Source organism: Bacillus sp. FSL W8-1202, from assembly GCF_038006165.1.
Classification (GTDB): Bacteria; Bacillota; Bacilli; order Bacillales; family Bacillaceae; genus Bacillus; species Bacillus subtilis.
In genome coordinates this window covers 2,924,171-2,948,565 of the sequence record NZ_JBBOUR010000001.1, presented here as the reverse complement: position 1 = coordinate 2,948,565, position 24,395 = coordinate 2,924,171, and the positions used below count along the sequence as shown (strand labels likewise).

The following is a 24,395-nucleotide window of genomic DNA, read 5'->3' as shown; positions in this document are numbered from 1 at the left end:
GAAGCAGTGTGAAAAATCACATTATAGAGCTCTTGAATCTTAACCATAACGTTCAAATATTCTTCAAGGAGAAAGTCCCTTTTTACGTATACTAATCTTCTCTATACACTTTACTATTATTTTACAGTGATTGAGTGCTCTCTCTCGCTCTTATTTTCATAAACAGCTATCCGTTTTGTTTTTCAGAAAGTGTTTTAAACAGCCTCTTTTTACTATTCTTATTTCATTTGACCATACCATATCATTTAAACTTCATAAATTAAATTCGAATAACATAAAGGAGGAATTTAATTGGGTTATTATAAAAAATATAAAGAAGAGTATTACACTTGGAAAAAAACATATTACAAAAAGTATTACGACAATGATAAGAAGCATTATGATTGCGACAAGTATTATGATCATGATAAAAAACATTATGATTACGACAAAAAGTATGATGACCATGATAAAAAATATTACGATGATCACGATTATCATTACGAAAAAAAGTATTATGATGACGATGATCATTATTATGATTTTGTCGAATCATATAAAAAACATCACTAAATCTCTTAAACGTCTATTTATTCCCTGGCGACATACCGGGGGCTTTTTTATGATATTTATCGACGAACTCAGATTTTTTTGTGCTCATGGCTGCTGTAAAATTCAATTATTAATGAACACAAGTCATTTAACTTGGCTTATTATTAGTGGCATTACTAGTTTTTAGTTGCCTTCCCCTATTTATAAAAATTTAGATAAAAGTATTTCTTTATAGAGATGCTTGTTTCATCGACAACTCAATCCTAAAGTGGTAAAATCAATAAAAATGTAAAAACTGTAAATATAATAAAAGGAGCATCTATATGTATATAAGTATTATAATTTTAGCATCCATGCTTTTATGGGGGGCAGTTATCCACGAGCTAAGTAAACCTTCAAAAAAGCAAAGCACCAGAAAAATTGTTTCTTTGACATCTTTAGGTTCTTTATCGACTTTAGTTATTACTATTTCACTTTTTCAAAACTTCCCTTTTTAAAATTTGTTTTTAATTAAATCCTTCGTATTAAAATATTCATTTTATACATAATATTTATATGTACCTTGGCTGAAACCTCCATTGATCAATCACACAGCATGAAGACAGCCAAGGATTTATTTTGTTTACTTCGTACCTGTTGAACCGAGTCCTCCTCTATCCTCGTTTCCCAAATGCTCGACTTCAACCAATTCAACCGCCGGCATTTTCTTCATGATTCTAAACTGGCAGATACGATCACCCTTCTTAATTTCAGTATCACGCAATGCATAAGCAGGAAAGAACCAGAAATCGTTGTCTCCCTTATATGACTCATCGATAACACCCATTGAATTTGTTTGAATAACGCCAAAGTTCTTGTATGTACTTGAACGAGGGACGACATGTGCTTCGTAACCTTCAGGCAGCTCCATTGCAACACCTAATGGGACAAGCTTAAATTCATCTTTTTTGATTGTTACATCTTCAGCTGCCCGAAGATCAATCCAGTCTCCCTGCTCAATTTTGCTGATTCTTGTTTGTGTTTCATCTAGATACTTGATTTTAATTTGCATTGTTATGTACTAGCTCCTTTAATTTTTATTGACTATCATACAGTAAGGCTTGTTCTTGTGTCATTTTCATCAGTTATAAATTGAACGTCTTCAAAATCATTCTGTAAAGCATTGAAGTACAGTTTTTCAATGATTTTTTTGTTTTTACAGTAAATCGAAACGTAGCTATTATCTGCTATCAAAAGGACAAGTTCGCAATCACTGTCAGCAAACTCTTCATATATATTGACTTGATTAACCATTTTTCCATATGGAAATGCTTTCAGTTCAACGAAAATGGTATAGTACTGATTTGTTTTTAATTGTTGCTCAAAAACTGCCCCTTCAACAATTGCATAGTCATGAAAAAGCTCCTCATCATCGAGCTCTCCTTCTACAACAAAATAAGATTCCCCACTCGTTTGCCACCTATAATTAGCTATTTCTACCGGCTGCAGTATTCTCCATAGAAAATTTCCATATTCATTCGGTATTTGAAAACTAACTCCCCTATTCATGTATACCCCTTACTTAAACGATTTTTGTGAATACGAGTTTAATTATATACTCTGATGTTAGGTTTATGGAACAAGGAATCGACTGCCTTTTCAACCGATTATCTTTTACAGAATTTCCTCAGCCCTTCTCATTTAAAAGGTTCTTCCAATGTTCATAACAACGGTAAGTATTTCCTGATTAGATTTCTCGTTATCATCTACCCTTAGAAAAAAATGTCCCAAAACAAATAATCATTTTTGTAATCCTCGGTCGCCGTACCCATTAACACCCCACTTACAAGCCTCATGTATCCCGTACTTGCTATTATTCGAACATTGATAGGCACCTTCTCGTATCACATGGATTTGCTGTTGAATGATTTCAAATAAAGTTGAATAAAATAAGATCGAATCATCCAACAATTAACATTTACTTGCGGCAATAGGTGGTATTTATAATCCATAAGAAGGAAGGAAGCGTTGATGATAAAGCTTTGCCGAGAAGTTTGGATCGAAGTCAATCTTGATGCCGTTAAAAAGAATTTGCGAGCGATCCGCCGTCATATTCCACATAAGAGCAAAATTATGGCTGTCGTAAAAGCGAACGGTTATGGTCACGGGTCTATAGAAGTGGCACGCCATGCACTGGAACACGGGGCGAGTGAGCTCGCTGTTGCCAGTGTGGAGGAAGGAATCGTTTTACGAAAAGCTGGGATTACAGCACCTATCCTTGTGCTTGGTTTTACATCCCTTAGTTGTGTAAAGAAGTCAGCAGCTTGGAATATAACATTATCAGCATTCCAGGTTGATTGGATGAAAGAAGCAAACGAGATATTGGAAAAAGAAGCGAGTGCTAACCGGCTGGCCATTCATATTAACGTGGATACCGGCATGGGACGATTAGGTGTACGCACAAAGGAAGAACTTTTAGAAGTAGTGAAAGCCTTAAAGGCAAGTAAATTCCTCAGATGGACAGGGATTTTCACACATTTTTCGACAGCTGATGAACCGGACACAACACTCACAAAGCTGCAGTACGAAAAATTCATCAGTTTTCTCAGCTTTTTAAAAAAACAGGGGATTGAGCTGCCCACCGTGCATATGTGCAACACGGCTGCAGCTATCGCATTTCCGGAATTTAGCGCTGATATGATCCGTTTAGGTATCGGCTTATATGGTTTATATCCTTCAGCCTATATTAAACAACTAAATCTCGTTAAGCTTGAACCTGCGTTAAGTTTAAAGGCACGCATCGCTTATGTGAAAACCATGCGGACAGAACCCCGAACCGTTAGCTATGGTGCTACATACGTCGCAGAACCTAATGAAGTAATTGCTACACTCCCGATCGGCTATGCTGACGGCTATTCTCGTGCCCTTTCCAATCGCGGATTTGTTCTTCATCGCGGAAAACGAGTGCCAGTGGCGGGAAGAGTAACAATGGATATGATCATGGTCAGTTTAGGAGAAAACGGTGAAGGTAAACAAGGAGACGAAGTCGTGATTTACGGTAAGCAAAAAGGAGCCGAGATTTCCGTTGATGAAGTGGCTGAAATGCTCAATACGATTAACTATGAAGTCGTGTCTACATTAAGCCGCCGCATCCCTCGTTTTTATATAAGAGATGGCGAGATTTTTAAAGTATCAACTCCAGTATTATACGTGTAGAACATCTTAAAATGCTGAATCAAGATCCCTCTACCCAGAGGGATTTTGTTTTTTCTGAAACTAAAAAAATCCCTCCTATAAGAAGAGAGATTTTCAACATATTTATACCTCAATAACTGATTGTTCGGGAGTATTATGATCGTGTCGAGAACGAAAATGCTCTTCTAACTCTTCAAGTGTATGCCCCTTTGTTTCCGGCATGAATTTGTATACAAAACCGATTGCCAATACACCTAAAGCCACAAATATAAAGAATGTAAAAGACAAACCTACAGAGCTAAGCAAGATCGGGAAAGCAAAACCGATCACAAAGTTTAATATCCAAAGGAAAAAAACACTTATCCCAGAACCAAGCCCTCTTAACCTTTGAGGGAATATTTCCGCTATGACAAGCCAAGTCACAGGTCCTACACACCCTTGCATAAAGGCAAGAAATAAAACGGTCAAAGAAAGCACTACATAAGGAAGTGCCATAGATCCATCAAGCACAATTGAGAAAATCGCAATCAATAGGAGCGCTGTAGTCGTCCCCGCCAAACCAATCAATAATATTGGACGCCGTCTCACTTTTCCGACCAGCCAAATCCCAAATATAACTGCAATAACTGATATCAGCCCATTTCCAATATTAGCAATTAAAGCCGCTTTTGTACCAAAACCAGATTCTTTAAGGATTTGTGTGCCATAATACATAATCGAGTTCACACCTGTAATTTGATTCACTATGGCAACACCGATTCCAATCCATAAAAGACGGCGCAGCCATGGTGTAGAAAAGTCCTTGAGTGATGCCTTTTCTAGTGTTGTATCTTTTTCTACCGCTTCTTGAATTTCTCTACATTCAGCTTCTGCACGTTTATCTTCTCGAATTTGTTTAAGAACTCGCAGCGCCTCACTGTTTTTGCCTTTGGAGATTAGCCATCGCGGGCTTTCTGGGACCTTAAGCATACTGGCAAATAACATGATAGCCGGAACAGCACAAATGACTAGCATGTATCTCCAAACATGTCCCGTATTTGCCATTGTTACACCGAGGATCGCATTAAAAACATATGCTAAAAATTGTCCGCCAACAATCATTAGTTCATTTTGGGTTACCATACGCCCTCTCTTTTCATGCGGTGCCATTTCTGCTAAAAAGGCCGGCACCATCGCCGAGGCTCCTCCAACAGCCAGCCCCAGTAAAAAACGAAAGGCCGCCATGATGAAAACATTAGGTGCTAACGCTGTTCCCAGTGATGCCAGGAAAAATAAAAAGGAAAGATTAAGGATCATTTTACGTCGGCCATATCGATCAGCCAATCTTCCGCATAACAACGCTCCAAATGCGGCACCTAATAAAAGAATACTCGTAACAAGCCCTTCTGTAACCGGTGTTAAATCAAGCTGATCTGGCCTTGCCATAAAAGGTAAAGCTCCATTTATAACTCCGGTGTCATATCCAAAGAGAAGCCCTCCAAAAGTTGCTGAAATCATTATTAATTTCAACCTTCGATTTCGATGTTCATTCATATCCATTTCCCCTGCCTTTATTAAGAATACTTAATAAGCTCTTTCAGTGTGGATATTGAGTCAAAACTAAAGTCATCTCTATCTTAGATTTTCGCCTCTGGATTTGTAACCGTTTACATTTTTAGACAGTAGAATAAACCTAAGCTATTAGTTGTTATGTTGTAGTAATATTTTTGTCACATTATTGTCATTTCTTATATTATCATAATTCCAAAAGCATTTTCAATCAATATTATTTTCAGAATTATTTATTTCCGCTATGTGATGGTTATGTTTTGATCATCTTATTATGAAGTTAACTATTGGCAATTTAAGTGTTATAAGTTCCCTTGAAGTTATGGGTATTTTCCATTCACAAAAAATGTCCATATCGTTATAATGATGATGTTTAATTGCGAAAAAAGAAAATGATAAAGAGGGAATCAATATGAAGAAGATTTTGATCAGTATGATCGCAATCGTTTTAAGTATTACTTTGGCAGCTTGCGGATCAAATCAAGCAGCCAAAAACCATTCAGATTCTAATGGGACAGAGCAAGTCTCTCAAGATACTCAATCTAATGAATATAATCAGACAGAACAAAAGGCTGGCACGCCTCATTCAAAAAATCAGAAGAAATTGGTCGATGTTACATTAGATAGAGCAATAGATGGAGATACGATTAAGGTTATTTACAACGGAAAGAAAGACACAGTTCGCTACTTGCTCGTTGATACACCTGAGACGAAGAAACCAAATTCTTGTGTTCAACCATACGGTGAGGATGCGTCGAAACGAAATAAAGAATTGGTCAACAGCGGTAAGCTACAGCTGGAATTTGATAAAGGCGATCGCAGAGATAAGTATGGAAGACTGTTAGCATACGTTTATGTTGACGGCAAATCTGTTCAAGAGACATTATTGAAAGAGGGATTGGCCAGAGTAGCATATGTATATGAGCCTAACACAAAATACATAGACCAATTCAGACTAGATGAGCAAGAAGCAAAATCAGATAAACTGTCAATTTGGAGTAAGAGCGGTTATGTGACGAACAGAGGATTTAATGGCTGTGTGAAATAGAAAAACACTGTTTGTTAAAAAAAGCAGCAAACCTAGCAGAATGCAGTTTCCAAAGAATTAGAAAGAGATGATGGCGTGTCTAGTTTCCATTCTGCTTATCAAGCTAAAATCATGCAACTAGCCTGTAAAATTTCCGCTGTATAGTAACAATAAAAAACACCCCTTCACGTCAATGTGAGGGGGTTATTTGTGTGTAAACATCCTTCCTATTTCATCATAAATCAAGAGATCCCTCTACCGTCGTTAGCGCGGTTTCATACATCTTACCCATTGGCATTCCTAAGCTTTCTCACTTCTTGAAGTGTTCGCTGACAGAATACGGTTCCGCTCGTTCGTTTTGTCTGCTGGACACTCCAATACTGTTTAAAGGTTGCGATACCTTATTCTCACCATCTTTTCAAAAGAAGGCAGCCATGTCATCAAAGGCCTTTGATGATGATTGATCATTAATTGTTCTTCGGTTGATCTCCAGACAATAACATCATTAGTTTTTTCGAAAGCTCTTCAAAGCTGTATTGAGATCCTTTGTGTGAGTGTAAATGTTCTTATACAAATCAAATAGTATTTTATATTTTTGAACATTTTGTGCCTTTGGATAAAATGCAGCAGCCTCACGAATGAACTGCTCTGCACATTCTTCAAGGGATTCAAACCAACCGCTTCCAAAGGCAGCCAGCATTGCAGCTCCCATAGCTGGCCCTTGTTCATTTTCTAACTTAATCACCCTCGCATTGAAAATATCAGCTTGCATTTGCAGCCACGTATCATTTTTAGCTCCCCCACCAATAGAAACAACAGTATGAACTGATTTTCCCGCTTCGCGGAATAGCTCAATTGATTCATGTAAAGAGAATGTGATACCTTCCATTATTGCCCTCAAAAAGTGCTTTCTATTGTGGGCTCCATCCATTCCGATCAAGCTTCCCCGAATAGATGAATCAGCATGCGGCGTTCTTTCACCAACCAAATAAGGAGTGTATAGCAGTCCATTGGCTCCTATCGGAATAGCTTCCACCCCCTGCAATAATTGCTCAAACGATTCGTTTGGTGCAAACGTTCTTTTAAACCAGTCCAAGCTGTATCCTGCAGCGAGCGTGACGCCCATCGTATAAAAAGAATCCTTTTTTCCATGATTAAAAAAGTGGACTTTCCCTTTAAAGTCTCTTTCTTTTTCTTCTTCGTAGGAAAGTATGACCCCTGAGGTCCCAATACTGCATAATGTTTTTCCGGAATAAAGGATACCTGCTCCAATAGCGCCGCAAGCATTATCTGCTCCCCCAGCGTACACTTTTGTTTTTTCTAATAGCCCGGTCTTGGCGGCAACGTGCGGAAGCAGCGACCCTACACAATCATGAGATTCAACAAGCGGAGGACAAATATCTGCAGAAATACCAATTTGACTGCAAATATCATTGCTCCACTCCTTGCGAGTAATATGTAAAAGTAAAGTTCCTGCTGCATCGGAGTATTCGGTGTGAATGGCACCGGTCATACGAAATCGCACATAGTCTTTCGGAAGCAAAAACACAGCAGCTTTTTTAAAAAGTTCAGGTTCATGTTCCTTTACCCATAACATTTTAGGTAATGTAAACCCTTCTAAAACACGGTTTTTTGTGATATCAAGAAGATGATCGCCAAATTTCTCGGTCATCCTTATACATTGAGGCGTTGTTCTGGTATCATTCCAAAGAATTGCATTACGTAACACCTGACGATCTTGGTCAAGCAGTACTAATCCATGCATTTGTCCCGAATAGCTTATCCCGTCAATATCCTTGGCTTGAACATTGGATATAGAAACCAATTCAGCCAATGCTTCAATTGTTTGCTGCACCCAGTCTTCAGGATTTTGCTCACTATATCCCGCCTTCTCTTGGATAAGCGGATACCTTTTGGACGTTTCTGCACAAACCTTGCCGTTTTGGTTAACTAAAATGGTTTTAACAGCACTCGTTCCAAGATCTATTCCAATGACATACTTCATTTTTTCACTCCTTGCCCTTTTAAAAAACCATTCACTCTAAATAAATCCTAATTATAGAAGTTACCCGTCATAACAACAAGCAATAGGAAAGGAATCATGACGGGTAATTCAGTGACTTGGTATTGATAGCAGGATCTGGAGCTTATCCTGTTATACTTCTAAAATGTATTGGTTCAATATCGCTTTTAATTTCTCCTGTCTTCCAGATTCGTTTTTAATTAATTTATGATTTAGCGCATATTGCTCAAGTGTGTGAAAATTAGCTCTTCCTTCTATAATTTCAAGACCAATCCCTTCAGTAAAGCTGCGGTAACGATGTTGAATCACATCTTCAAACACACGATCTTCGATTAATTTGTGGGCAACTTTCAATCCTCTTGCAAATGCATCCATCCCTGCAATATGGGCATATATTAGATCATCAGGCTCAAAAGAAGATCTTCTGACCTTCGCGTCAAAGTTTAATCCGCCGCTTCCAAGGCCGCCATTTTGCAGGATTTCATACATTGCTAATGTCGTAGAATATAAATCCGTCGGAAATTCATCCGTGTCCCAGCCTAAAAGAGGATGACCCTGGTTTGCGTCAACAGAGCCAAGCAGACCATGTACTCTTGCCATGCGCAATTCATGTTCGAATGTATGCCCAGCTAATGTGGCATGATTGGCTTCAAGATTTAATTTAAAATGATTGTCTAAGCCATATTGCTTCAAAAAGGCAATGGTTGTTGCTGCATCTGTATCGTATTGATGGGTGGTCGGCTCTTTTGGTTTTGGCTCAATCAAAAACTGCCCTGTGTACCCGATTTCCTTCGCATAATCCACTGCCATATGCATAAATCTAGCCAAATTATCAAGCTCAAATTTTAAATCGGTATTTAACAATGTTTCATATCCTTCACGGCCGCCCCAAAATACATAGTTCTCAGCGCCAAGCTCTTTTGCTGTTTCTAACCCTTTTTTCACTTGTGCTGCAGCATACGCAAACACATCTGCATTGCAAGAAGTCGCGGCACCATGGACGAAACGGGGATTCGTAAACATGTTTGCGGTATTCCATAATAGCTTAACGCCGCTATTTCTCATGTAATCTTTAATCATGCCCACGATCATATCTAAATTTTGGTTTGTCTCTTTTAGCGTACTGCCTTCTGGTGCAATATCCCTGTCATGAAAAGCAAAGAATGGTGCATCTAGTTTTTCAAACATCTCAAATGCTGCTTCTACTCTCATCTTCGCTAGATCCATGCCTTTATAGTGATCCCATGGTCTTTGCATCGTAGCTGCTCCAAAAACGTCTGTTCCATCAGCGGTAAATGTATGCCAATAGGCAATAGAAAATCGCAAATGCTCTTTCATCGTTTTTCCGCCGATTACTTCTTGAGGATTATAATATTTAAATGCTAAAGGATTAGTCGAATCTTTCCCTTCGTAAACCACTTTGTTTGCGCTTCCAAAATAGTTGGTTGAACTGGAATGAGATTGAGCCATGTAATTTCCCCCTTAAAAATAAATTCAAAACATGATCATTCAAATACAAATGCATTTTATTTCATCTTGTAAGTTACCTATTAGTTTGTTGTTTAAACAAACTAATTTATTTTCATCTTATATAACCTCGTCAGTATTTTCAATATTTTTTTAGTTTTTTATGAACACATTAGATATAATAAAGGGAAGATTCGCTATGTACTATGTTGATACTTAATTTAAAGATTAAACAAATGGAGTGGATGAAGTGGATATCGCTGATCAAACCTTTGTCAGAAAAGTAAATCAAAAGTTATTATTAAAAGAAATCCTTAAAAATTCACCTATTTCAAGAGCAAAATTATCTGAAATGACTGGATTAAATAAATCAACTGTCTCATCACAGGTAAACACGTTAATGAAAGAAAGTATGGTATTTGAAATAGGTCAAGGACAATCAAGTGGCGGAAGAAGACCTGTCATGCTTGTTTTTAATAAAAAGGCAGGATACTCCGTTGGAATAGATGTTGGTGTGGATTATATTAATGGCATTTTAACAGACCTTGAAGGAACAATCGTTCTTGATCAATACCGCCATTTGGAATCCAATTCTCCAGAAATAACGAAAGACATTTTGATTGATATGATTCATCACTTTATTACGCAAATGCCCCAATCTCCGTACGGGCTTATTGGTATAGGTATTTGCGTGCCTGGACTCATTGATAAAGATCAAAAAATTGTTTTCACTCCGAACTCCAACTGGAGAGATATTGACTTAAAATCTTCTATACAAGAGAAGTACAATGTGCCTGTTTTTATTGAAAATGAGGCAAATGCTGGCGCATATGGAGAGAAAGTATTTGGAGCTGCAAAAAATCACGATAACATTATTTACGTAAGTATCAGCACAGGGATAGGGATCGGTGTTATTATCAACAATCATTTATATAGAGGAGTAAGCGGCTTCTCTGGAGAAATGGGACATATGACAATAGACTTTAATGGTCCTAAATGCAGCTGCGGAAACCGAGGCTGCTGGGAATTGTATGCTTCAGAGAAGGCTTTATTAAAAAATCTTCAGACCAAAGAGAAAAAACTGTCCTATCAAGATATCATAAACCTCGCCCATCTGAATGATATCGGAACCTTAAATGCATTACAAAATTTTGGATTCTATTTAGGAATAGGCCTTACCAATATTCTAAATACTTTCAACCCACAAGCCGTAATTTTAAGAAATAGCATAATTGAATCGCATCCTATGGTTTTAAATTCAATGAGAAGTGAAGTATCGTCAAGGGTTTATTCCCATTTAGGCAATAGCTATGAATTATTGCCATCTTCCTTAGGACAGAATGCGCCGGCATTAGGAATGTCCTCCATTGTGATTGATCATTTTCTGGACATGGTTACAATGTAATTTTAATGGAATGTACAGCTCATCTTTAAAGATGAGCTTTTTTATTCTAGGAGTATTTCTGAAGCAATATTGACATAGGCACCTTCTCATATGAAAAAGGAGTTCTAAAATAGAAATCTCCTTTTTCATGTGCAAATTATTTTTCTTTATAACGAAAATATCTAAAGTCGGCCGGAATATGATGACCACTGGTATCTTGGCATTGCATCCCTACAAAGGCCCCTGTGAAGAATCCTCCCCCACGGATGTAATCATCTGATAATTTTTTCGATTCCAGTGCAATGTCAATTTTGTGCCAATCTTCTTTGTTAAAAGAATAGAAATAATAATATTTGTCCTTTTCAATATTTACTCTTAAATATACATACTTTACTTCACGAGGAATAACAATTTTATTATTTAATGGCTGTGAAAAAGAAAAGTTGTCACATATTGTTAATTCAAGAATGCGGCCAAGTTCTTCATCATGCGTGACTTGAAGAGCCGTCCAGTTCTCTGTATTGTAGTAATTCACCAATCCAGCGGCTTGTTGAAAATTTTCCGGATAAAACTCAACAGCAGTTTCGGCTTCAAAATGGAGACTTTGCCAGCGTCTGGCTACAAATGCCTGAGTAAATGTCGAGGTCAATGATTCATGACCGAATAATCGTAAATGATTTGGCGCTTGAGTCAATGAACCTAATTCATTCGTGAATGGAATCCTTAAAGTTTGAAAATTTATATTTAATGTTGAATCCTCAAATTCATCAACTTCCGGGTACGTTGCTTCAAATATTGTTTCGGGTATAGAAGGTGCATCTACCTCCAAGCTTCCTTCTTTTCCACCTACTACATAGGGCCATTCATCTTTCCAGTAAAGTTTTTGAATAGCTGTTTCTCTGCCCAAAGGACAGTATCCTCTCTGCTGAAAAATTGAATCATCGTCAGGATGAATAGGACGTCCCGTTAAATGAGCTAAATACCACTCATCTGTATGTGTTTGAACAATGGATGCATGACCACATTTTTGCAATGGATTTCCTGGGTCATGCCATGACGTTAAGATTGGATTATCGGGATGAACTTCATATGGCCCCTCAATATTTGCAGAACGGGCAATTGTAGCAGCATGTTCGTACCGTGTTCCTCCTTCTGCAGTTAATAAATAATAATAGTTCCCGATATGATAAAGGTGCGGAGCTTCTGTCAGTTTTCTATCAGTTCCTTCAAATATAACTTTTGGTTTACCGATTAATTTTTGCTCTTTATCAGAATATTCCTGTATAACAATTCCTCCAAATGAGTGCCGATCAATACGGTGATCCCATAACATATTTAATAAATACTTTTTTCCATCCGTATCATGGAACAAAGAAGCATCAAACCCCGAGCTATTTAATGTAATCGGCTCACTCCAATCACCATTAATCGTTTCACAAGTAACTAAATAATTGTGACAATCTTTCCATGCGCCATCTACTACCTTAACATCCGTATAGATCAGCCAAAACTTCCCATCACTATAGCTTAAACATGGTGCCCAAACCCCACCTGAATTTGGATTTCCTTTCATGTCTAATTGTGAAACTCTCTGTAATGGATGTGCAACTAAGTGCCAATTTACTAGGTCTTTTGAGTGATGTATCTGGACTCCCGGAAACCACTCAAATGTAGATACAGCGATATAATAATCCTCTCCTGCCCTACAAATACTTGGATCGGGATTGAATCCTTTAAGTACTGGATTGGTAATTTTCATTTGGGACTCCTCCTCAGTTTATTTTCTTTTTAAGCTTTGAAATCATCAATATGATCCAAATAAACTTTGTCTCTATTCTCTAATTCCCGAACCATGTTTTTATATTTTTTCTCATCTAAGTTATAGAAATTAATATCAATTAAAGCTAGAACCAGCAAGAACACGGGAATAATGGTTGTTGTAATTAAAATCCCCATTAATGCCGCCGGGGTTTGTGCCTGATTTGCCACATATCCAAACTTATCAAGAACCAGACCCGGAACAACTCCTCCTAAGGCCATACCAAACTTAAAGAAAAATCCGATTATAGCGTAAATGAGCCCACCCATTCTTTTTCCAGTCTTGTACTCTCCATATTCTATTGTTTCAGGAATAAGCGCCCACATATATCCCCCGGCAGTGAGACTTCCAGCAGCAGCGATTAATCGGCAGACAAGTATGAGGTATACATTACTTGGCGGAACAAACAGTAAAGCTAAGAGGCCGATAATATTCAGTAATAATGCATAGTTTAGTAATTTCTTCTTCCCCAAAAATTGATGAAGCCTTGGAATAAACGGTAAAATGACCAAAGCGGGCAAACTGCCTATCAAACCGTACCACTTCACCAAATCCTCTCTTTCTAAGTTATACGTTACGTAGTAAATGCCAACCGAATTACTGATGGAATTCACTCCAAAAATAATAATAAAGAAAATACTTAATACAACAAGTGGACGATTAACACGAAACTGCTCAAATATATCCGTAAATTTAATTTTTTCTTCGGATTTTTGAAGAGTGACCCGCTCTTTTGTGCTTTTAAAACAAAAGATTAAAAGGCACCCGCCTATCACTCCCAAAATACCCATGGTTAATTGCCAGCCAAGAGATTCGTTGCCAGAAGTATCACTTAAATATGCAGCCAGTAAGGGAACAAAAAATGCAACGACAAGTCCCCCAAGATTCGCAAATAACATACGAACTGATGTTATACTAACCACTTCTTGATTATTTCTAGTCATTGCAGAAGTTAACGCGCCATATGGAACGTTTATCGTTGTGTATGTAAGCGACAAGCCAACATAGGTTATATAGGCATATATTAATTTCCCCATATCCGAAAAGTCTGGTGTTGTAAAACAGAGTATTGCCAGTATGACAAATGGGAAAGCTCCGAATAAAAGATACGGTCTAAAGCGCCCAAATCTGCTGTTCGTTCTGTCAACTATTGTTCCGATAAAAGGATCAGCGAGAGCGTCGATTATTCTAACCACTAAGAACATAGTACCGGCTGCTGCTGCCGATAAACCAAATACATCTGTATAGAAGAACAAAAGATACGTAGACACTGTTGCATAAATTAAATTACACGCAAAATCTCCAGACGCATATCCAACTTTTTCAACCATGCTAATCTTCTTTACATTTTCACTGAGCATGATTTCTCCCCTTTTCGATCCTTTAATATGGAACAGTGTGAAACGGTATAACAATCTCTCGAATTTACGGTCAGTAAACGTTTATAAAAGCGCTTTCAAAACAGTGCAAAAAAATATGGTGATCAGCAAGCAGTAAACTCATCTTTTTTCGTCATGCCTTATATACCTGGAAAAGGATAAAAGCCTCATTCTTTCGTTTCTTATATTGTTTAGCTCCATTAAAATCGATCCTCTTATCCCCCTTCCATCCATATTCAGTAAGACCTTATCTTGTGGACAATGAAAGTTTATCTTATTAGTTTGTTGATCGAACAAACTAACTTGACTTAATATTATAAAATCCTTTCAACTTTTTCAACATCTTTTTCAGAAAGTTTAAACAGAATGATTTAAATATTGATTTTTGACTGTTTCGTTATATTCAGTGTCTCAAATATTTGCGAATGTCATGTATCAGTTAACGACGATTAGTCCAAAACAGATTCTTGTGTAAACACATGCCAAAGATGATCTATGCGAAATAAGGAATTGGTTAGTGGTAAGTTGCATTTAAGAGTTTGATAAAGGTGATCACAGGATGTATGGAGACTGTTAGCCTAGATTTATGCTGATGGCAAGCCCGGTCATGAATTGAAAGAACAGGAATGGCAGAATAGTTTATGTTATAAGTCCAACCCTACATACATATATCAATACAGGAAAGATAAATAAGAAGCAAAAATTGAGAAGCTTTTAACCGGAGTAGAAATGGCTATTTGACTGTCTGAGGATTAATGGCTGTGTTAAACACTATGATTTATCCTTTCAAACTTATTTTAATCTTAAAAATTTTAATTGAGACTGGAAACCAAAAGGGGCTTGTCAAGAAAAGTGTGTAAGTTATTCTAGATATTTCTTCACACGTTCCTTTAGGTGGTCATGAACTAATAGTTGATTCATGACCATAGCCCATTGCTGGATGCGTCCACCATCCCATTTCTTTTCTAATTCTTTTGTTCGTAAAAACAATATTTTTAATAGGGCATTCTCATGGGGGAATGCTCCTTTTTTCGTGACTTTTCGAAAGCTAGAGTGGATACTTTCAACGGCATTTGTAGTGTACATGATTTTACGAATATTACCACCATAATCGAAAAGTTGTTCCACATGAGAAAAGTTTCGTTTCCATACGTCTACAGCTCCAGGGTACGTAGACCACTGCTTTTCAAAAGATTCAAATGCACTGTGACAAGCCTTAAGGCTTGGAGCTCCATACACTTTCTTTAAGGCAGCAGTAAAAGGCTTGTAGTCTTTACTTGGTATATACTTAATCGAATTTCGAATTAAATGAACAATACATCTCTGTACGGTCACATCAGGAAAAATCGCACGTGCTCCTTCTTCCAGACCACTAACGCCATCCATTGAGAGAAAGAAGATATCTTCTACACCACGAGATTTGATTTCATCAAAAATTTGCATCCATTTATGTTTACTTTCCGTTTCATTCAACCACAAACCTAGAATGTCCTTTTTACCTTCTATGGTATATCCTAGTATTGTGTAAACGGCATACTTCTTCGTTTCATAGTCATTACGAATGGTTGTGTAAAGACAATCGACAAACACAAAAGGGTAACAGTTACTTAAGGGACGATTTTGCCACTCTTCTAAATTAGGAAGTACAGTATCCGTAATGTCGGATACCATTTCATGAGATACAGAAAAGCCATAGATGTCTTCTATCGTGGAAGAAATGTCTCGTTGTGACATTCCTCTGGCATACATCGAAATGACCTTATCCTCTATAGAGGATACATCTCTTTTACGCTTTGGAATCAACTGCGGTTCAAATGAACCATCACGATCACGGGGGACTGCAATTTCAACTTCTCCTGCCGTTGTTTTCACGATCTTTTTGCCATATCCATTTCTTCTATTTCTTGTTTCTTTTTCTCCCTTGTCATTGGATTCATAGCCCAAATGGTGATTCATTTCACCTTTTAGCATTGACTCAAACATGGGACCAAATATGTCTTTTAATGCTTCTTGCATATCTTCTACTGATTTAGGCTGATACTGTTCGATAATCTTGTTAGCTAATTCTACGGAGTTCGGATCTCTTTTCAATTTCCCCACTGAAACCACTCCTTTAGCTTTATACTTATTATTCTATCAAATAAAAAACTGTGTGAGTAAGGAACCGTACGCATTCCTTACTTACACAGTTAATATTACACTCCCACCAAAAGAGAATACAGAAATTAATTCCGTATTAATTTATTCAATATGTTAATTTTACTTTGGTCTTTATGATTCTTCTTCCTTCTTCTATAACCATCTAATAAAGACTTTTTATAAATCTTGAGGTAATCATCAATCGTTAGCAAATGATATTTCGCTCCGCCATCTTCAAAAACCTCTAGGTTATTATAGTCTACATCTGCAAATGGTTTTAAATCCTCAATGTAAGCAATGCCTATTTTTGTATTAGTTTTCTTAAATTCATGCTCATGTAAATCAACCATTTTGTATCCATGCAGTTCCATCACTTTTTTTAGTTTTTCCCACTTTTCCTCTAAAAAAATTAAAGGAATAAGGATATCAATATCTTCTGGGGAAAAGTCTAACCCAGTTACCTTTTCAAGACCTAAAGATCCATATAATAATGGAATTATGTCTAACTCTTTATTAAACGTTTTAGCTATATTGATAAATTCATTATACAATTTCATTTTACATCCCCATTATTTGGTGATTAATTATTAAGATTCAACTGGCTCTTGAATTTTCATAAGTCCTTCAATACTTTCATGTGGTATATATCTCAAAGGGTTATTTTTCAAACATCCTGAAAGTCATCTGTACAATATCTAAAAAGCCTTGAAAACTGAATTAAAGAAAAACATCAAAATGATAATGGCTAGCACAACAACAATTTCAAAAGTATGTGAACTGCCATCTTCTTTTTCTCGTTCTTTCTTCTCCCTCATTTGTTCCCTATATTTTCTTTGTATTTCATCCTTTTTCCTATCCATCTTACTCGACCCCTTTCAAAATAAAGTAAAGCCAAGCAATTCTGAAAATTTTTTATTCCTTCTTTTGACAAGCTCGAAAATACCAATGTATAAGCGTAATGCCTAATGGATTAAACTCCAAATAACAAAGTCCCTCCTATAAACCAGAAAAAAGGAAATGGAAACATAATTGCATTTAAGACAATCCCATATAAAGCACACCGTTTATTTGTCTTTATTGAAACGAACGCTAAAATGATTCCTATAGGAGAAAGCAATAATGGAAAAAACACCGGCATTCCTTGCCATGGAATTGACATAACTCCCGTAAAAAAATTAATAATTAAGATAGCTGAGATAATTGGAATCGTGATTGAAAAAATAGCTGCAGCTTTTCTAACATTCATATTAAAAGCAAGTCTCCGTTCTCTTTAAAATCGTAGTTTTATTTAGTCTTGAGAAAGTTTGTCAAAATCTCTTTCTTTCATTTCAGGCAGAGTTATATCAATCCCTAACCTTTTTATTAATTCTTGTACGTAGCTTTTTATTGCAAGCATATTAAATGGGAAATCGAAATCAAATTCCTCTTTAACGCTTAGAATATCCATTGCATACGAACAGTTATGCTTCATACCCAAAAGATCATCATTAAAGCTTAATACATTTTTATACGATTGATCAGATAACTCACAGTGAGTAACTAAAAAAACACTAATAAGGTTTCCACCTTGAGAATCAAAATCTACTAATCTTTCATCAGGAATGCTTCTTCAACATTGTCTAGATCCTCCTTAAAATCACTTTAAAACTACTGTTCTACTCAGAAATTAAACATCTTGGTCGCATTTCTCATTCTTCCGCCATTGAATAGTATTTCGGCGAGTTATTGCAACAGGTATTAATAGTAGAGTACCGACAATAAGCAACATAAAAAAGATCACAAACAGCGAACCTGTTCCCGGAACAATTTCTTCATAGGTAATAAAGCGCTCCTCCCCCTGCAGGACGAAGAACCGAGAATTTTCAAGAAAGGCTAGATGAAAAGCGATAGACGTCCATAAGCTTCCTGTTACAATACGCAGGAGTTGAAGGATGCATCCAAAAGTCAACAATAAAACGATGTAATCTAATGTGATAGCAGGTGATTCAATTCCAGCTATATATTGCAAGCCACTTACAGTTATTGGTGCAAGCACAAACAGGATTGGTTGTAGGAGTAAGGCCATAAAACAGTTCAAACGCTTATTTAGAGCATAGTACACCGTCCCACGAAAAGTTAATTCCTCTGGAAAAGCTTCATAAAAGAAAGCGATAATCATATTTAAGAGCAATGCTGTCACTAAATGGACAGAGAAGTGAAATTGTGTAACTTTGATCCAGCCTAATAAATGGGCGATAGCGAAACCAGACCCGGATAATACAATCACATATATTGCTCCCATAATGGCTTTCGGAATAGCTTGCCGCCACCCAGACAGTCCTATAGAATAAAAGGGTCTACTAGACATCCGTTTAAGAAGAATGTAGAGCAACGGGACAGTTATTAATGTGACTAAACCTGCTTGGATGCCATGCTTCAAAAGCTTGGAAGCTCCTGCTTGGCTAGCCATTGAACCGACTAAAGTAGCAAAAAACAAAGCAAATAGGGAGTGTAATATTAACTGTGTAAGTAAGGAATGCGTACGGTTCCTTACTCACACAGTTTTTTATTTGATAGAATAATAAGTATAAAGCTAAAGGAGTGGTTTCAGTGGGGAAATTGAAAAGAGATCCGAACTCCGTAGAATTAGCTAACAAGATTATCGAACAGTATCAGCCTAAATCAGTAGAAGATATGCAAGAAGCATTAAAAGACATATTTGGTCCCATGTTTGAGTCAATGCTAAAAGGTGAAATGAATCACCATTTGGGCTATGAATCCAATGACAAGGGAGAAAAAGAAACAAGAAATAGAAGAAATGGATATGGCAAAAAGATCGTGAAAACAACGGCAGGAGAAGTTGAAATTGCAGTCCCCCGTGATCGTGATGGTTCATTTGAACCGCAGTTGATTCCAAAGCGTAAAAGAGATGTATCCTCTATAGAGGATAAGGTCATTTCGATGTATGCCAGAGGAATGTCACAACGAGACATTTCTTCCACGATAGAAGACATCTATGGCTTTTCTGTATCTCATGAAATGGTATCCGACATTACGGATACTGTACTTCCTAATTTAGAAGAGTGGCAAAATCGTCCCTTAAGTAACTGTTACCCTTTTGTGTTTGTCGATTGTCTTTACACAACCATTCGTAATGACTATGAAACGAAGAAGTATGCCGTTTACACAATACTAGGATATACCATAGAAGGTAAAAAGGACATTCTAGGTTTGTGGTTGAATGAAACGGAAAGTAAACATAAATGGATGCAAATTTTTGATGAAATCAAATCTCGTGGTGTAGAAGATATCTTCTTTCTCTCAATGGATGGCGTTAGTGGTCTGGAAGAAGGAGCACGTGCGATTTTTCCTGATGTGACCGTACAGAGATGTATTGTTCATTTAATTCGAAATTCGATTAAGTATATACCAAGTAAAGACTACAAGCCTTTTACTGCTGCCTTAAAGAAAGTGTATGGAGCTCCAAGCCTTAAGGCTTGTCACAGTGCATTTGAATCTTTTGAAAAGCAGTGGTCTACGTACCCTGGAGCTGTAGACGTATGGAAACGAAACTTTTCTCATGTGGAACAACTTTTCGATTATGGTGGTAATATTCGTAAAATCATGTACACTACAAATGCCGTTGAAAGTATCCACTCTAGCTTTCGAAAAGTCACGAAAAAAGGAGCATTCCCCCATGAGAATGCCCTATTAAAAATATTGTTTTTACGAACAAAAGAATTAGAAAAGAAATGGGATGGTGGACGCATCCAGCAATGGGCTATGGTCATGAATCAACTATTAGTTCATGACCACCTAAAGGAACGTGTGAAGAAATATCTAGAATAACTTACACACTTTTCTTGACAAGCCCAGCAAATACGAATGTTCCCCAACTGAGCAAGACAGTTCCTAACCATTTATGATGATTGTCTTGTTTTCCGCTTTTGGTGAGATGAATTTGCATTTGGATACCCCTCTCACATCATTCATATTAAGCACTATAAGCCCTACTATCACTATACGTTCTATAGCTGTTATGGTTTCAATTTCCTGCATTACCCCTCTTACAATTCCACTCTTCCTCTAAAATAGCGTAATAATATTCATCCCACCATTCATTGCCTTTTGGAATACATTTTTTAAAAAATCCTTCTCTTCTCATTCCAATCTTCTCCATAACTCGGTATGAGGGAATATTCTCAGGTTGACACGTAGCTATAATCCTATGTAAGTTCATTTCTTTAAATCCATATTCCAAGATAGCTTGAGCTGCCTCAGAAGCATACCCTTTATTTTGATAATTCGGATTAAACACCCACCCAATTTCATATGTATGTTCACCAAAATACTTATAAAAGACAATATGGCCTATAAGAAAGTCTTCATCTCTTAGTATGACAGGGAATTTTTCAGCGTTATCACCTTTGTTTTTATTTACAAATGCCTTTGCATCTTCTTCAGTAAAAACCCCTTCAGGTATATACTTCATTACATTACTATCAGATGTATACTCATGTACAGCTTGCCAATCTTTGAATTCAAATTCACGTATCAATAACCTTTTTGTTGTTATGTGCATTAAAGCAACTCCCCTCTAATATACTTAATCTTTATTTCAATATGAAGACAACAATAACCTCTTTAAAACTATCCTTATTCAACAATATTGCCTCTTGCTAGAACAACTCAAGGATTTCTGACTGTGAACAAGCAATGGAATATGATTCTCCAAAATAATCCCCCTACCTTTCCCTGAGGGATAATTATGAAGGAACAACATAGTAAAAAATGGAAGTTCGAGTAGTTCTGTAAAAAGAAGAGTTGTATTCTTTGGCTAATGACTTTATTAAAACAAACGATAAAGATATTGAATCAATTGATTACACTGATGATTATGAGGTAAATCCAATGGGCGGCATTGAAATCAATGGTTGTTATCTAAATAGAAAAAAGTAATACGGGGAATTTAGGACAAAACTAAAGACGAAGTAAGATCATTTACTGTGGATGCAACTCGTAAGCCAGAGTGCGAAGATAAAATATATGAGGATTAAACAAACGTCCCCTTACAATAAGTAAGGGAATGTTTTGTTATCAACAAGATTGTTATTTAATTGGTATTCCTTGTTAATCTTTTTAAGATGTGAAATTTCAACTTCGTATTGGCTTCCATAAACTCTGCTTATTTTTTGCACTTCTTCCTTTGATCCGAAGAAAATAACTTTAAAATCATCATTTACGTATTGAACTACAAAAAAACCATCAAAATCATGAAATGTATTTTTATTTATCGAAATAAAACCACTTGATTGAGCTGTTGTTTTTACACTAATCCGTCTGCCATCACTCACAACATCAAATCCATGCTGATTAGTTTGACGTGCCAGAGTGCCGTTGGTTTGGATTGCACAAATGAATTCACCGATTCTGCCAATTAAATGCCTCAATTCTGTAGGCTTACAGTTCAATACATTCATTTCATATCTCAGAATTTGGTTATATTCATTATAAAGGTTTACAAGTTGTTCTTTACTAATGATTTCGGCTTGATCATTTATTTGGTTATTAGTAATAAAAGCTTCTCGGAGTGATTTAACACCGTTTACCCATTCGCCTACGATAACTTCCTTATCTTCCCCTTTTGATTTTCTGAAAATAAGTCCTGTATAAAGAGAGTTTTCACCTAAGTATTTGTAAGAACTTCTATTCACATATTCAAAGAGGTGCTTATTAAAAGAAATCCCCTTATTATACCGGTTATAACAATAATCTGATAAAATAATGCTATCCGGATTAGTTCCGTATTTTTCTTGAAGGGTTTTCTTTACTTCTTGAGGTGAAACCAACTCATTGATCTTATTTTTCAAAGCATCTTTAATTTGCTCGTAAATTGTCATTATACTTCCCTCAAATTGCAGTTTCTTTGGTTGTTGAAATTAGTCATAATTTTTTCTTTTGCCGAAGTGTTATTCTGAAACCAGTTTATAATACTCTTGGAGATTCGGATTTACTTCCCAATATTTCGTTCCATTAGAAGACACTAGCATATCAAACCATATCTCGAAATTAGAATTTAAGTTAATCGCATCTTCAATATCGTCAATTGAGTCTAGATATAACATATAACCTAATCCTTTTTTTGATTTGTTTGTGTCTATGACATACCTTCCATCAAAATGATATCCTATTAATAAGTATCCCTCTGGGAAATCTTGAACCTCATTATATTCAACGATTCCCTCTAAGCTAAGTATTTCAATGCCATCAAACATTTCCATCCCATTGTGTTGTAACAAAAACTCTTTAAAGTCATTAGGAAAAGTAACACCTAATTTCTTTTCTAAGCCGCTAATTTCTTGAGGAGTTGCTGGATTTTTGAAATGAAAAGTAGCATCTTCCAAGACATAACCCCCATGATGGAACACAGGAAATGTACCATATTTAGTAACTGCTTTCTTAATACCATCTAATGTCATGTGAACTAACTTTCCTTCTTCCATAAATACTCCTCCTCCTTAAATCATCTCACTAAATTTTACCACACAGAACATTAAGATAAATTTAAAAGGGACATAAACTGTTTATTAAGAAACAATTTTACTCATAATTAAAGCAGGATTAGTGGTGAACAAAATGTAAGTGTTATATGCTGTTTTAATTACTACCCTATCTGTTGAGCCATAAGGAAACCCAATCCTTACTGCGCTTTTCTCCTCTCCCCCATAGTTTGGATCAAGAAATACATCATTGATTTCTTTGATTGGAATTTCAATTTTGGATAGCTGCCAATTGATAATTAAGTTTTCATTTGATTTTTCAACGTTGATTCCAAGCATAAAAACATTCCCCTTTTGACTATGAATTCAGTGAAACAAACACGCTTTAAAATTTAATAAATCCAAAAAGTAATACTTACGGGAAATATGACTATAAGCAAAAGAGCCCTTTCAGGCCCTTATTTTTCTTTTACCCATGGTATGAATTTGTTACAAACTCTTTTGCTTTATTAGCAACAGTTTCCCAAGTGGCGGCAGCATGATCAAGATCCGCAGAAAGCTTATTGATATCCTCATTCTCAAACCCTTGGGCGAGTGAATAAAATTGATTTGCTATAGAATGCCAGATGCCTTCGATTTGTCCTATAAACTCCTTAGACTTTTCTGCTTGAGCTATTAAATTAACCAAGTCTATATTGATACTGTGAAGCATCCCCAAAACTTTTACTTCTAATTCTGGAATCTGTATATAATCTTCATCGCTTGGACTTTGATTTTTCTGTTTCTTGAGTAATTGACTTAAAGCTTTCCACACAGTATTGTCCTCCTATGATAGCTTCTTTAGACGTGCCTCTATGAAAATGGTCATTTGGTGATCAGCTTCACGAAATGTCTCAGCAAATGTTTCAATTCCGGTATCCTAGAAACATGGCGTTCGATAATCATGCCCACGGAAGCCCTAGCTGCAACATTCTGCGATTCATTACCGACCTTGTCAAAGGGATACTAAATAAAAAAAGAACCTTTATTTTACCATTGGCTTACTTTTGAAAATTTATAAATTATTATTATATTGAAAAGTGTTGGTATGATGTATACAAGACCAGTTCCAAGTAGACCTATTACTGAACTAGCAATTAATAATATGCTGAAGACTGGTTTATTATTTGTCTGGATTGAAGCAAGCATGGTTATAATTCCCGCCAAAGCACCTAAAAACCATAAATTCCCCAAAGTGTAAGAGTCATCTTTAACCGCAAACAGTTGAGCCAGTACAGAAAAAACCGCTCCTAATCCCCCGGAGAAGATAGTCAATTTTTTCATAGAAATCTCCTTTTTGAAAATTGATTTAGATTTCAACGTAATTATGGATTCATTTGGTTACTATGTCAATGATAAACATCTACCTTACTCATCTTATTATTG

General features: G+C 36.4%; 23 protein-coding genes and 4 pseudogenes. 6 read left to right on the top strand and 21 right to left on the bottom strand.

Going from position 1 to position 24,395, the window contains the following annotated elements; genetic code table 11:
- Positions 1-291 precede the first annotated feature (291 nt).
- Positions 292-552 (top strand): spore coat protein CotU, encoded by a 261-nt coding sequence (gene cotU / locus NSQ09_RS15345; protein ID WP_003231648.1) that lies wholly within the window; start codon positions 292-294, stop codon positions 550-552.
- 601 nt (positions 553-1,153) lie between these two features.
- Here cotU and dutA read toward each other — a convergent pair.
- Both dutA and NSQ09_RS15335 read right to left on the bottom strand, forming a co-directional pair.
- The gene (gene dutA / locus NSQ09_RS15340) at positions 1,154-1,582 is read right to left on the bottom strand and encodes a dUTP diphosphatase DutA (RefSeq protein WP_003231650.1); all 429 of its coding nucleotides are present in this window, start codon (positions 1,580-1,582) and stop codon (positions 1,154-1,156) included.
- Positions 1,583-1,617: 35 nt separating this feature from the next.
- Entirely contained in the window at positions 1,618-2,079 is a 462-nt protein-coding gene (locus NSQ09_RS15335; protein WP_003231652.1) for a DUF2691 family protein, read from the bottom strand.
- A 462-nt stretch (positions 2,080-2,541) separates the two neighbouring features.
- Between NSQ09_RS15335 and alr the strand changes: the two genes are divergently transcribed.
- Positions 2,542-3,726 (top strand): alanine racemase, encoded by a 1,185-nt coding sequence (alr, locus tag NSQ09_RS15330; RefSeq protein ID WP_114523491.1) that lies wholly within the window; start codon positions 2,542-2,544, stop codon positions 3,724-3,726.
- 102 nt (positions 3,727-3,828) lie between these two features.
- Here alr and NSQ09_RS15325 read toward each other — a convergent pair whose 3' ends face one another.
- Positions 3,829-5,244, bottom strand: a complete 1,416-nt coding sequence (locus tag NSQ09_RS15325) for a sugar porter family MFS transporter (protein WP_114523492.1) — start codon at positions 5,242-5,244, stop codon at positions 3,829-3,831.
- A 421-nt stretch (positions 5,245-5,665) separates the two neighbouring features.
- Between NSQ09_RS15325 and yncB the strand changes: the two genes are divergently transcribed.
- The gene (gene yncB / locus NSQ09_RS15320) at positions 5,666-6,301 is read left to right on the top strand and encodes an endonuclease YncB (RefSeq protein ID WP_114523493.1); all 636 of its coding nucleotides are present in this window, start codon (positions 5,666-5,668) and stop codon (positions 6,299-6,301) included.
- Positions 6,302-6,515: 214 nt separating this feature from the next.
- Here the strand turns inward: yncB and NSQ09_RS15315 are convergent.
- From NSQ09_RS15315 to xylA, 3 genes and pseudogenes are all read right to left on the bottom strand, one after another.
- Positions 6,516-6,681 (bottom strand): annotated as a pseudogene (locus NSQ09_RS15315) (glycoside hydrolase family 11 protein); the annotation flags it as partial.
- Between the two features lie 104 nt (positions 6,682-6,785).
- Positions 6,786-8,285, bottom strand: coding sequence for a xylulokinase (gene xylB, locus NSQ09_RS15310; protein ID WP_341031894.1), 1,500 nt, complete (start codon positions 8,283-8,285; stop codon positions 6,786-6,788).
- 150 nt (positions 8,286-8,435) lie between these two features.
- On the bottom strand, positions 8,436-9,773 hold the full coding sequence (gene xylA, locus NSQ09_RS15305; protein WP_015252022.1) for a xylose isomerase: 1,338 nt from the start codon (positions 9,771-9,773) through the stop codon (positions 8,436-8,438).
- A gap of 247 nt (positions 9,774-10,020) precedes the next feature.
- Here xylA and xylR point away from each other — a divergent pair, with 247 nt between their 5' ends.
- A complete protein-coding gene (gene xylR, locus NSQ09_RS15300; protein ID WP_129137657.1) occupies positions 10,021-11,175 on the top strand; it encodes a transcriptional repressor XylR in 1,155 nt (384 codons plus the stop codon).
- Between the two features lie 136 nt (positions 11,176-11,311).
- On the opposite strand, the gene xynB is transcribed toward xylR, so the two are convergent.
- The 8 genes and pseudogenes from xynB to NSQ09_RS15260 form a co-directional block, all read right to left on the bottom strand.
- On the bottom strand, positions 11,312-12,913 hold the full coding sequence (gene xynB / locus NSQ09_RS15295) for a xylan 1,4-beta-xylosidase (protein ID WP_284929835.1): 1,602 nt from the start codon (positions 12,911-12,913) through the stop codon (positions 11,312-11,314).
- Positions 12,914-12,942: 29 nt separating this feature from the next.
- A complete protein-coding gene (locus NSQ09_RS15290) occupies positions 12,943-14,334 on the bottom strand; it encodes an MFS transporter (protein ID WP_095843718.1) in 1,392 nt (463 codons plus the stop codon).
- An 879-nt stretch (positions 14,335-15,213) separates the two neighbouring features.
- Positions 15,214-16,461, bottom strand: a complete 1,248-nt coding sequence (locus NSQ09_RS15285; protein WP_031600262.1) for an IS256-like element ISBsu2 family transposase — start codon at positions 16,459-16,461, stop codon at positions 15,214-15,216.
- Positions 16,462-16,577: 116 nt separating this feature from the next.
- Positions 16,578-17,048: a hypothetical protein gene (locus NSQ09_RS15280; protein WP_095843717.1), complete on the bottom strand. Its 471-nt coding sequence runs from the start codon at positions 17,046-17,048 to the stop codon at positions 16,578-16,580.
- 138 nt (positions 17,049-17,186) lie between these two features.
- Positions 17,187-17,351 (bottom strand): hypothetical protein, encoded by a 165-nt coding sequence (locus tag NSQ09_RS15275; protein ID WP_003245467.1) that lies wholly within the window; start codon positions 17,349-17,351, stop codon positions 17,187-17,189.
- 110 nt (positions 17,352-17,461) lie between these two features.
- On the bottom strand, positions 17,462-17,737 hold the full coding sequence (locus tag NSQ09_RS15270; RefSeq protein WP_095843716.1) for a hypothetical protein: 276 nt from the start codon (positions 17,735-17,737) through the stop codon (positions 17,462-17,464).
- Between the two features lie 42 nt (positions 17,738-17,779).
- The gene (locus NSQ09_RS15265; RefSeq protein WP_129138070.1) at positions 17,780-18,094 is read right to left on the bottom strand and encodes a hypothetical protein; all 315 of its coding nucleotides are present in this window, start codon (positions 18,092-18,094) and stop codon (positions 17,780-17,782) included.
- A 63-nt stretch (positions 18,095-18,157) separates the two neighbouring features.
- A pseudogene (locus NSQ09_RS15260) lies at positions 18,158-18,976 on the bottom strand (CPBP family intramembrane glutamic endopeptidase); the annotation flags it as partial.
- A gap of 95 nt (positions 18,977-19,071) precedes the next feature.
- Here NSQ09_RS15260 and NSQ09_RS15255 point away from each other — a divergent pair.
- Positions 19,072-20,319, top strand: a complete 1,248-nt coding sequence (locus tag NSQ09_RS15255; RefSeq protein WP_031600262.1) for an IS256-like element ISBsu2 family transposase — start codon at positions 19,072-19,074, stop codon at positions 20,317-20,319.
- Positions 20,320-20,344: 25 nt separating this feature from the next.
- On the opposite strand, the pseudogene NSQ09_RS15250 reads toward NSQ09_RS15255, so the two are convergent.
- Together NSQ09_RS15250 and NSQ09_RS15245 are read right to left on the bottom strand one after the other, a co-directional pair.
- Positions 20,345-20,437: pseudogene (locus NSQ09_RS15250) on the bottom strand (CPBP family intramembrane glutamic endopeptidase); the annotation flags it as partial.
- Between the two features lie 78 nt (positions 20,438-20,515).
- Positions 20,516-21,052, bottom strand: a complete 537-nt coding sequence (locus tag NSQ09_RS15245) for a GNAT family N-acetyltransferase (RefSeq protein WP_129137655.1) — start codon at positions 21,050-21,052, stop codon at positions 20,516-20,518.
- A gap of 186 nt (positions 21,053-21,238) precedes the next feature.
- On the opposite strand from NSQ09_RS15245, the pseudogene NSQ09_RS15240 reads away from it, so the two are divergent.
- Positions 21,239-21,527 (top strand): annotated as a pseudogene (locus tag NSQ09_RS15240) (DUF1433 domain-containing protein).
- Positions 21,528-21,539: 12 nt separating this feature from the next.
- Here NSQ09_RS15240 and NSQ09_RS15235 read toward each other — a convergent pair.
- The 5 genes from NSQ09_RS15235 to NSQ09_RS15215 all read right to left on the bottom strand — a co-directional run bounded on the left by NSQ09_RS15235 (position 21,540) and on the right by NSQ09_RS15215 (position 24,293).
- Positions 21,540-22,370 (bottom strand): DUF7225 domain-containing protein, encoded by an 831-nt coding sequence (locus tag NSQ09_RS15235; RefSeq protein ID WP_217002362.1) that lies wholly within the window; start codon positions 22,368-22,370, stop codon positions 21,540-21,542.
- 69 nt (positions 22,371-22,439) lie between these two features.
- Complete coding sequence (locus NSQ09_RS15230) at positions 22,440-22,874, bottom strand: SMI1/KNR4 family protein (protein WP_080262658.1); 435 nt, start codon at positions 22,872-22,874, stop codon at positions 22,440-22,442.
- Between the two features lie 183 nt (positions 22,875-23,057).
- A complete protein-coding gene (locus NSQ09_RS15225) occupies positions 23,058-23,309 on the bottom strand; it encodes a SunI/YnzG family protein (protein ID WP_014479887.1) in 252 nt (83 codons plus the stop codon).
- A 130-nt stretch (positions 23,310-23,439) separates the two neighbouring features.
- Positions 23,440-23,784: a hypothetical protein gene (locus tag NSQ09_RS15220; RefSeq protein WP_086343863.1), complete on the bottom strand. Its 345-nt coding sequence runs from the start codon at positions 23,782-23,784 to the stop codon at positions 23,440-23,442.
- A gap of 215 nt (positions 23,785-23,999) precedes the next feature.
- Positions 24,000-24,293: a hypothetical protein gene (locus NSQ09_RS15215; RefSeq protein WP_129137653.1), complete on the bottom strand. Its 294-nt coding sequence runs from the start codon at positions 24,291-24,293 to the stop codon at positions 24,000-24,002.
- Between the last annotated feature and the right edge of the window lie 102 nt (positions 24,294-24,395).

What these genes read in the sequence shown, in the direction of transcription:
- yncB (WP_114523493.1), top strand. Translation starts at nt 5,666, where the DNA reads ATGAAGAAGATTTTGATCAGTATGATCGCAATCGTTTTAAGTATTACT.
- NSQ09_RS15335 (WP_003231652.1), bottom strand. Translation starts at nt 2,079, where the DNA reads ATGAATAGGGGAGTTAGTTTTCAAATACCGAATGAATATGGAAATTTT.
- NSQ09_RS15225 (WP_014479887.1), bottom strand. Translation starts at nt 23,309, where the DNA reads ATGCTTGGAATCAACGTTGAAAAATCAAATGAAAACTTAATTATCAAT.
- alr (WP_114523491.1), top strand. Translation starts at nt 2,542, where the DNA reads ATGATAAAGCTTTGCCGAGAAGTTTGGATCGAAGTCAATCTTGATGCC.
- NSQ09_RS15290 (WP_095843718.1), bottom strand. Translation starts at nt 14,334, where the DNA reads ATGCTCAGTGAAAATGTAAAGAAGATTAGCATGGTTGAAAAAGTTGGA.
- xynB (WP_284929835.1), bottom strand. Translation starts at nt 12,913, where the DNA reads ATGAAAATTACCAATCCAGTACTTAAAGGATTCAATCCCGATCCAAGT.
- dutA (WP_003231650.1), bottom strand. Translation starts at nt 1,582, where the DNA reads ATGCAAATTAAAATCAAGTATCTAGATGAAACACAAACAAGAATCAGC.
- NSQ09_RS15215 (WP_129137653.1), bottom strand. Translation starts at nt 24,293, where the DNA reads ATGAAAAAATTGACTATCTTCTCCGGGGGATTAGGAGCGGTTTTTTCT.
- NSQ09_RS15275 (WP_003245467.1), bottom strand. Translation starts at nt 17,351, where the DNA reads ATGGATAGGAAAAAGGATGAAATACAAAGAAAATATAGGGAACAAATG.
- NSQ09_RS15325 (WP_114523492.1), bottom strand. Translation starts at nt 5,244, where the DNA reads ATGGATATGAATGAACATCGAAATCGAAGGTTGAAATTAATAATGATT.
- NSQ09_RS15235 (WP_217002362.1), bottom strand. Translation starts at nt 22,370, where the DNA reads ATGACAATTTACGAGCAAATTAAAGATGCTTTGAAAAATAAGATCAAT.
- NSQ09_RS15245 (WP_129137655.1), bottom strand. Translation starts at nt 21,052, where the DNA reads ATGCACATAACAACAAAAAGGTTATTGATACGTGAATTTGAATTCAAA.
- xylB (WP_341031894.1), bottom strand. Translation starts at nt 8,285, where the DNA reads ATGAAGTATGTCATTGGAATAGATCTTGGAACGAGTGCTGTTAAAACC.
- NSQ09_RS15280 (WP_095843717.1), bottom strand. Translation starts at nt 17,048, where the DNA reads ATGAAATTGTATAATGAATTTATCAATATAGCTAAAACGTTTAATAAA.
- NSQ09_RS15270 (WP_095843716.1), bottom strand. Translation starts at nt 17,737, where the DNA reads ATGAATGTTAGAAAAGCTGCAGCTATTTTTTCAATCACGATTCCAATT.
- xylA (WP_015252022.1), bottom strand. Translation starts at nt 9,773, where the DNA reads ATGGCTCAATCTCATTCCAGTTCAACCAACTATTTTGGAAGCGCAAAC.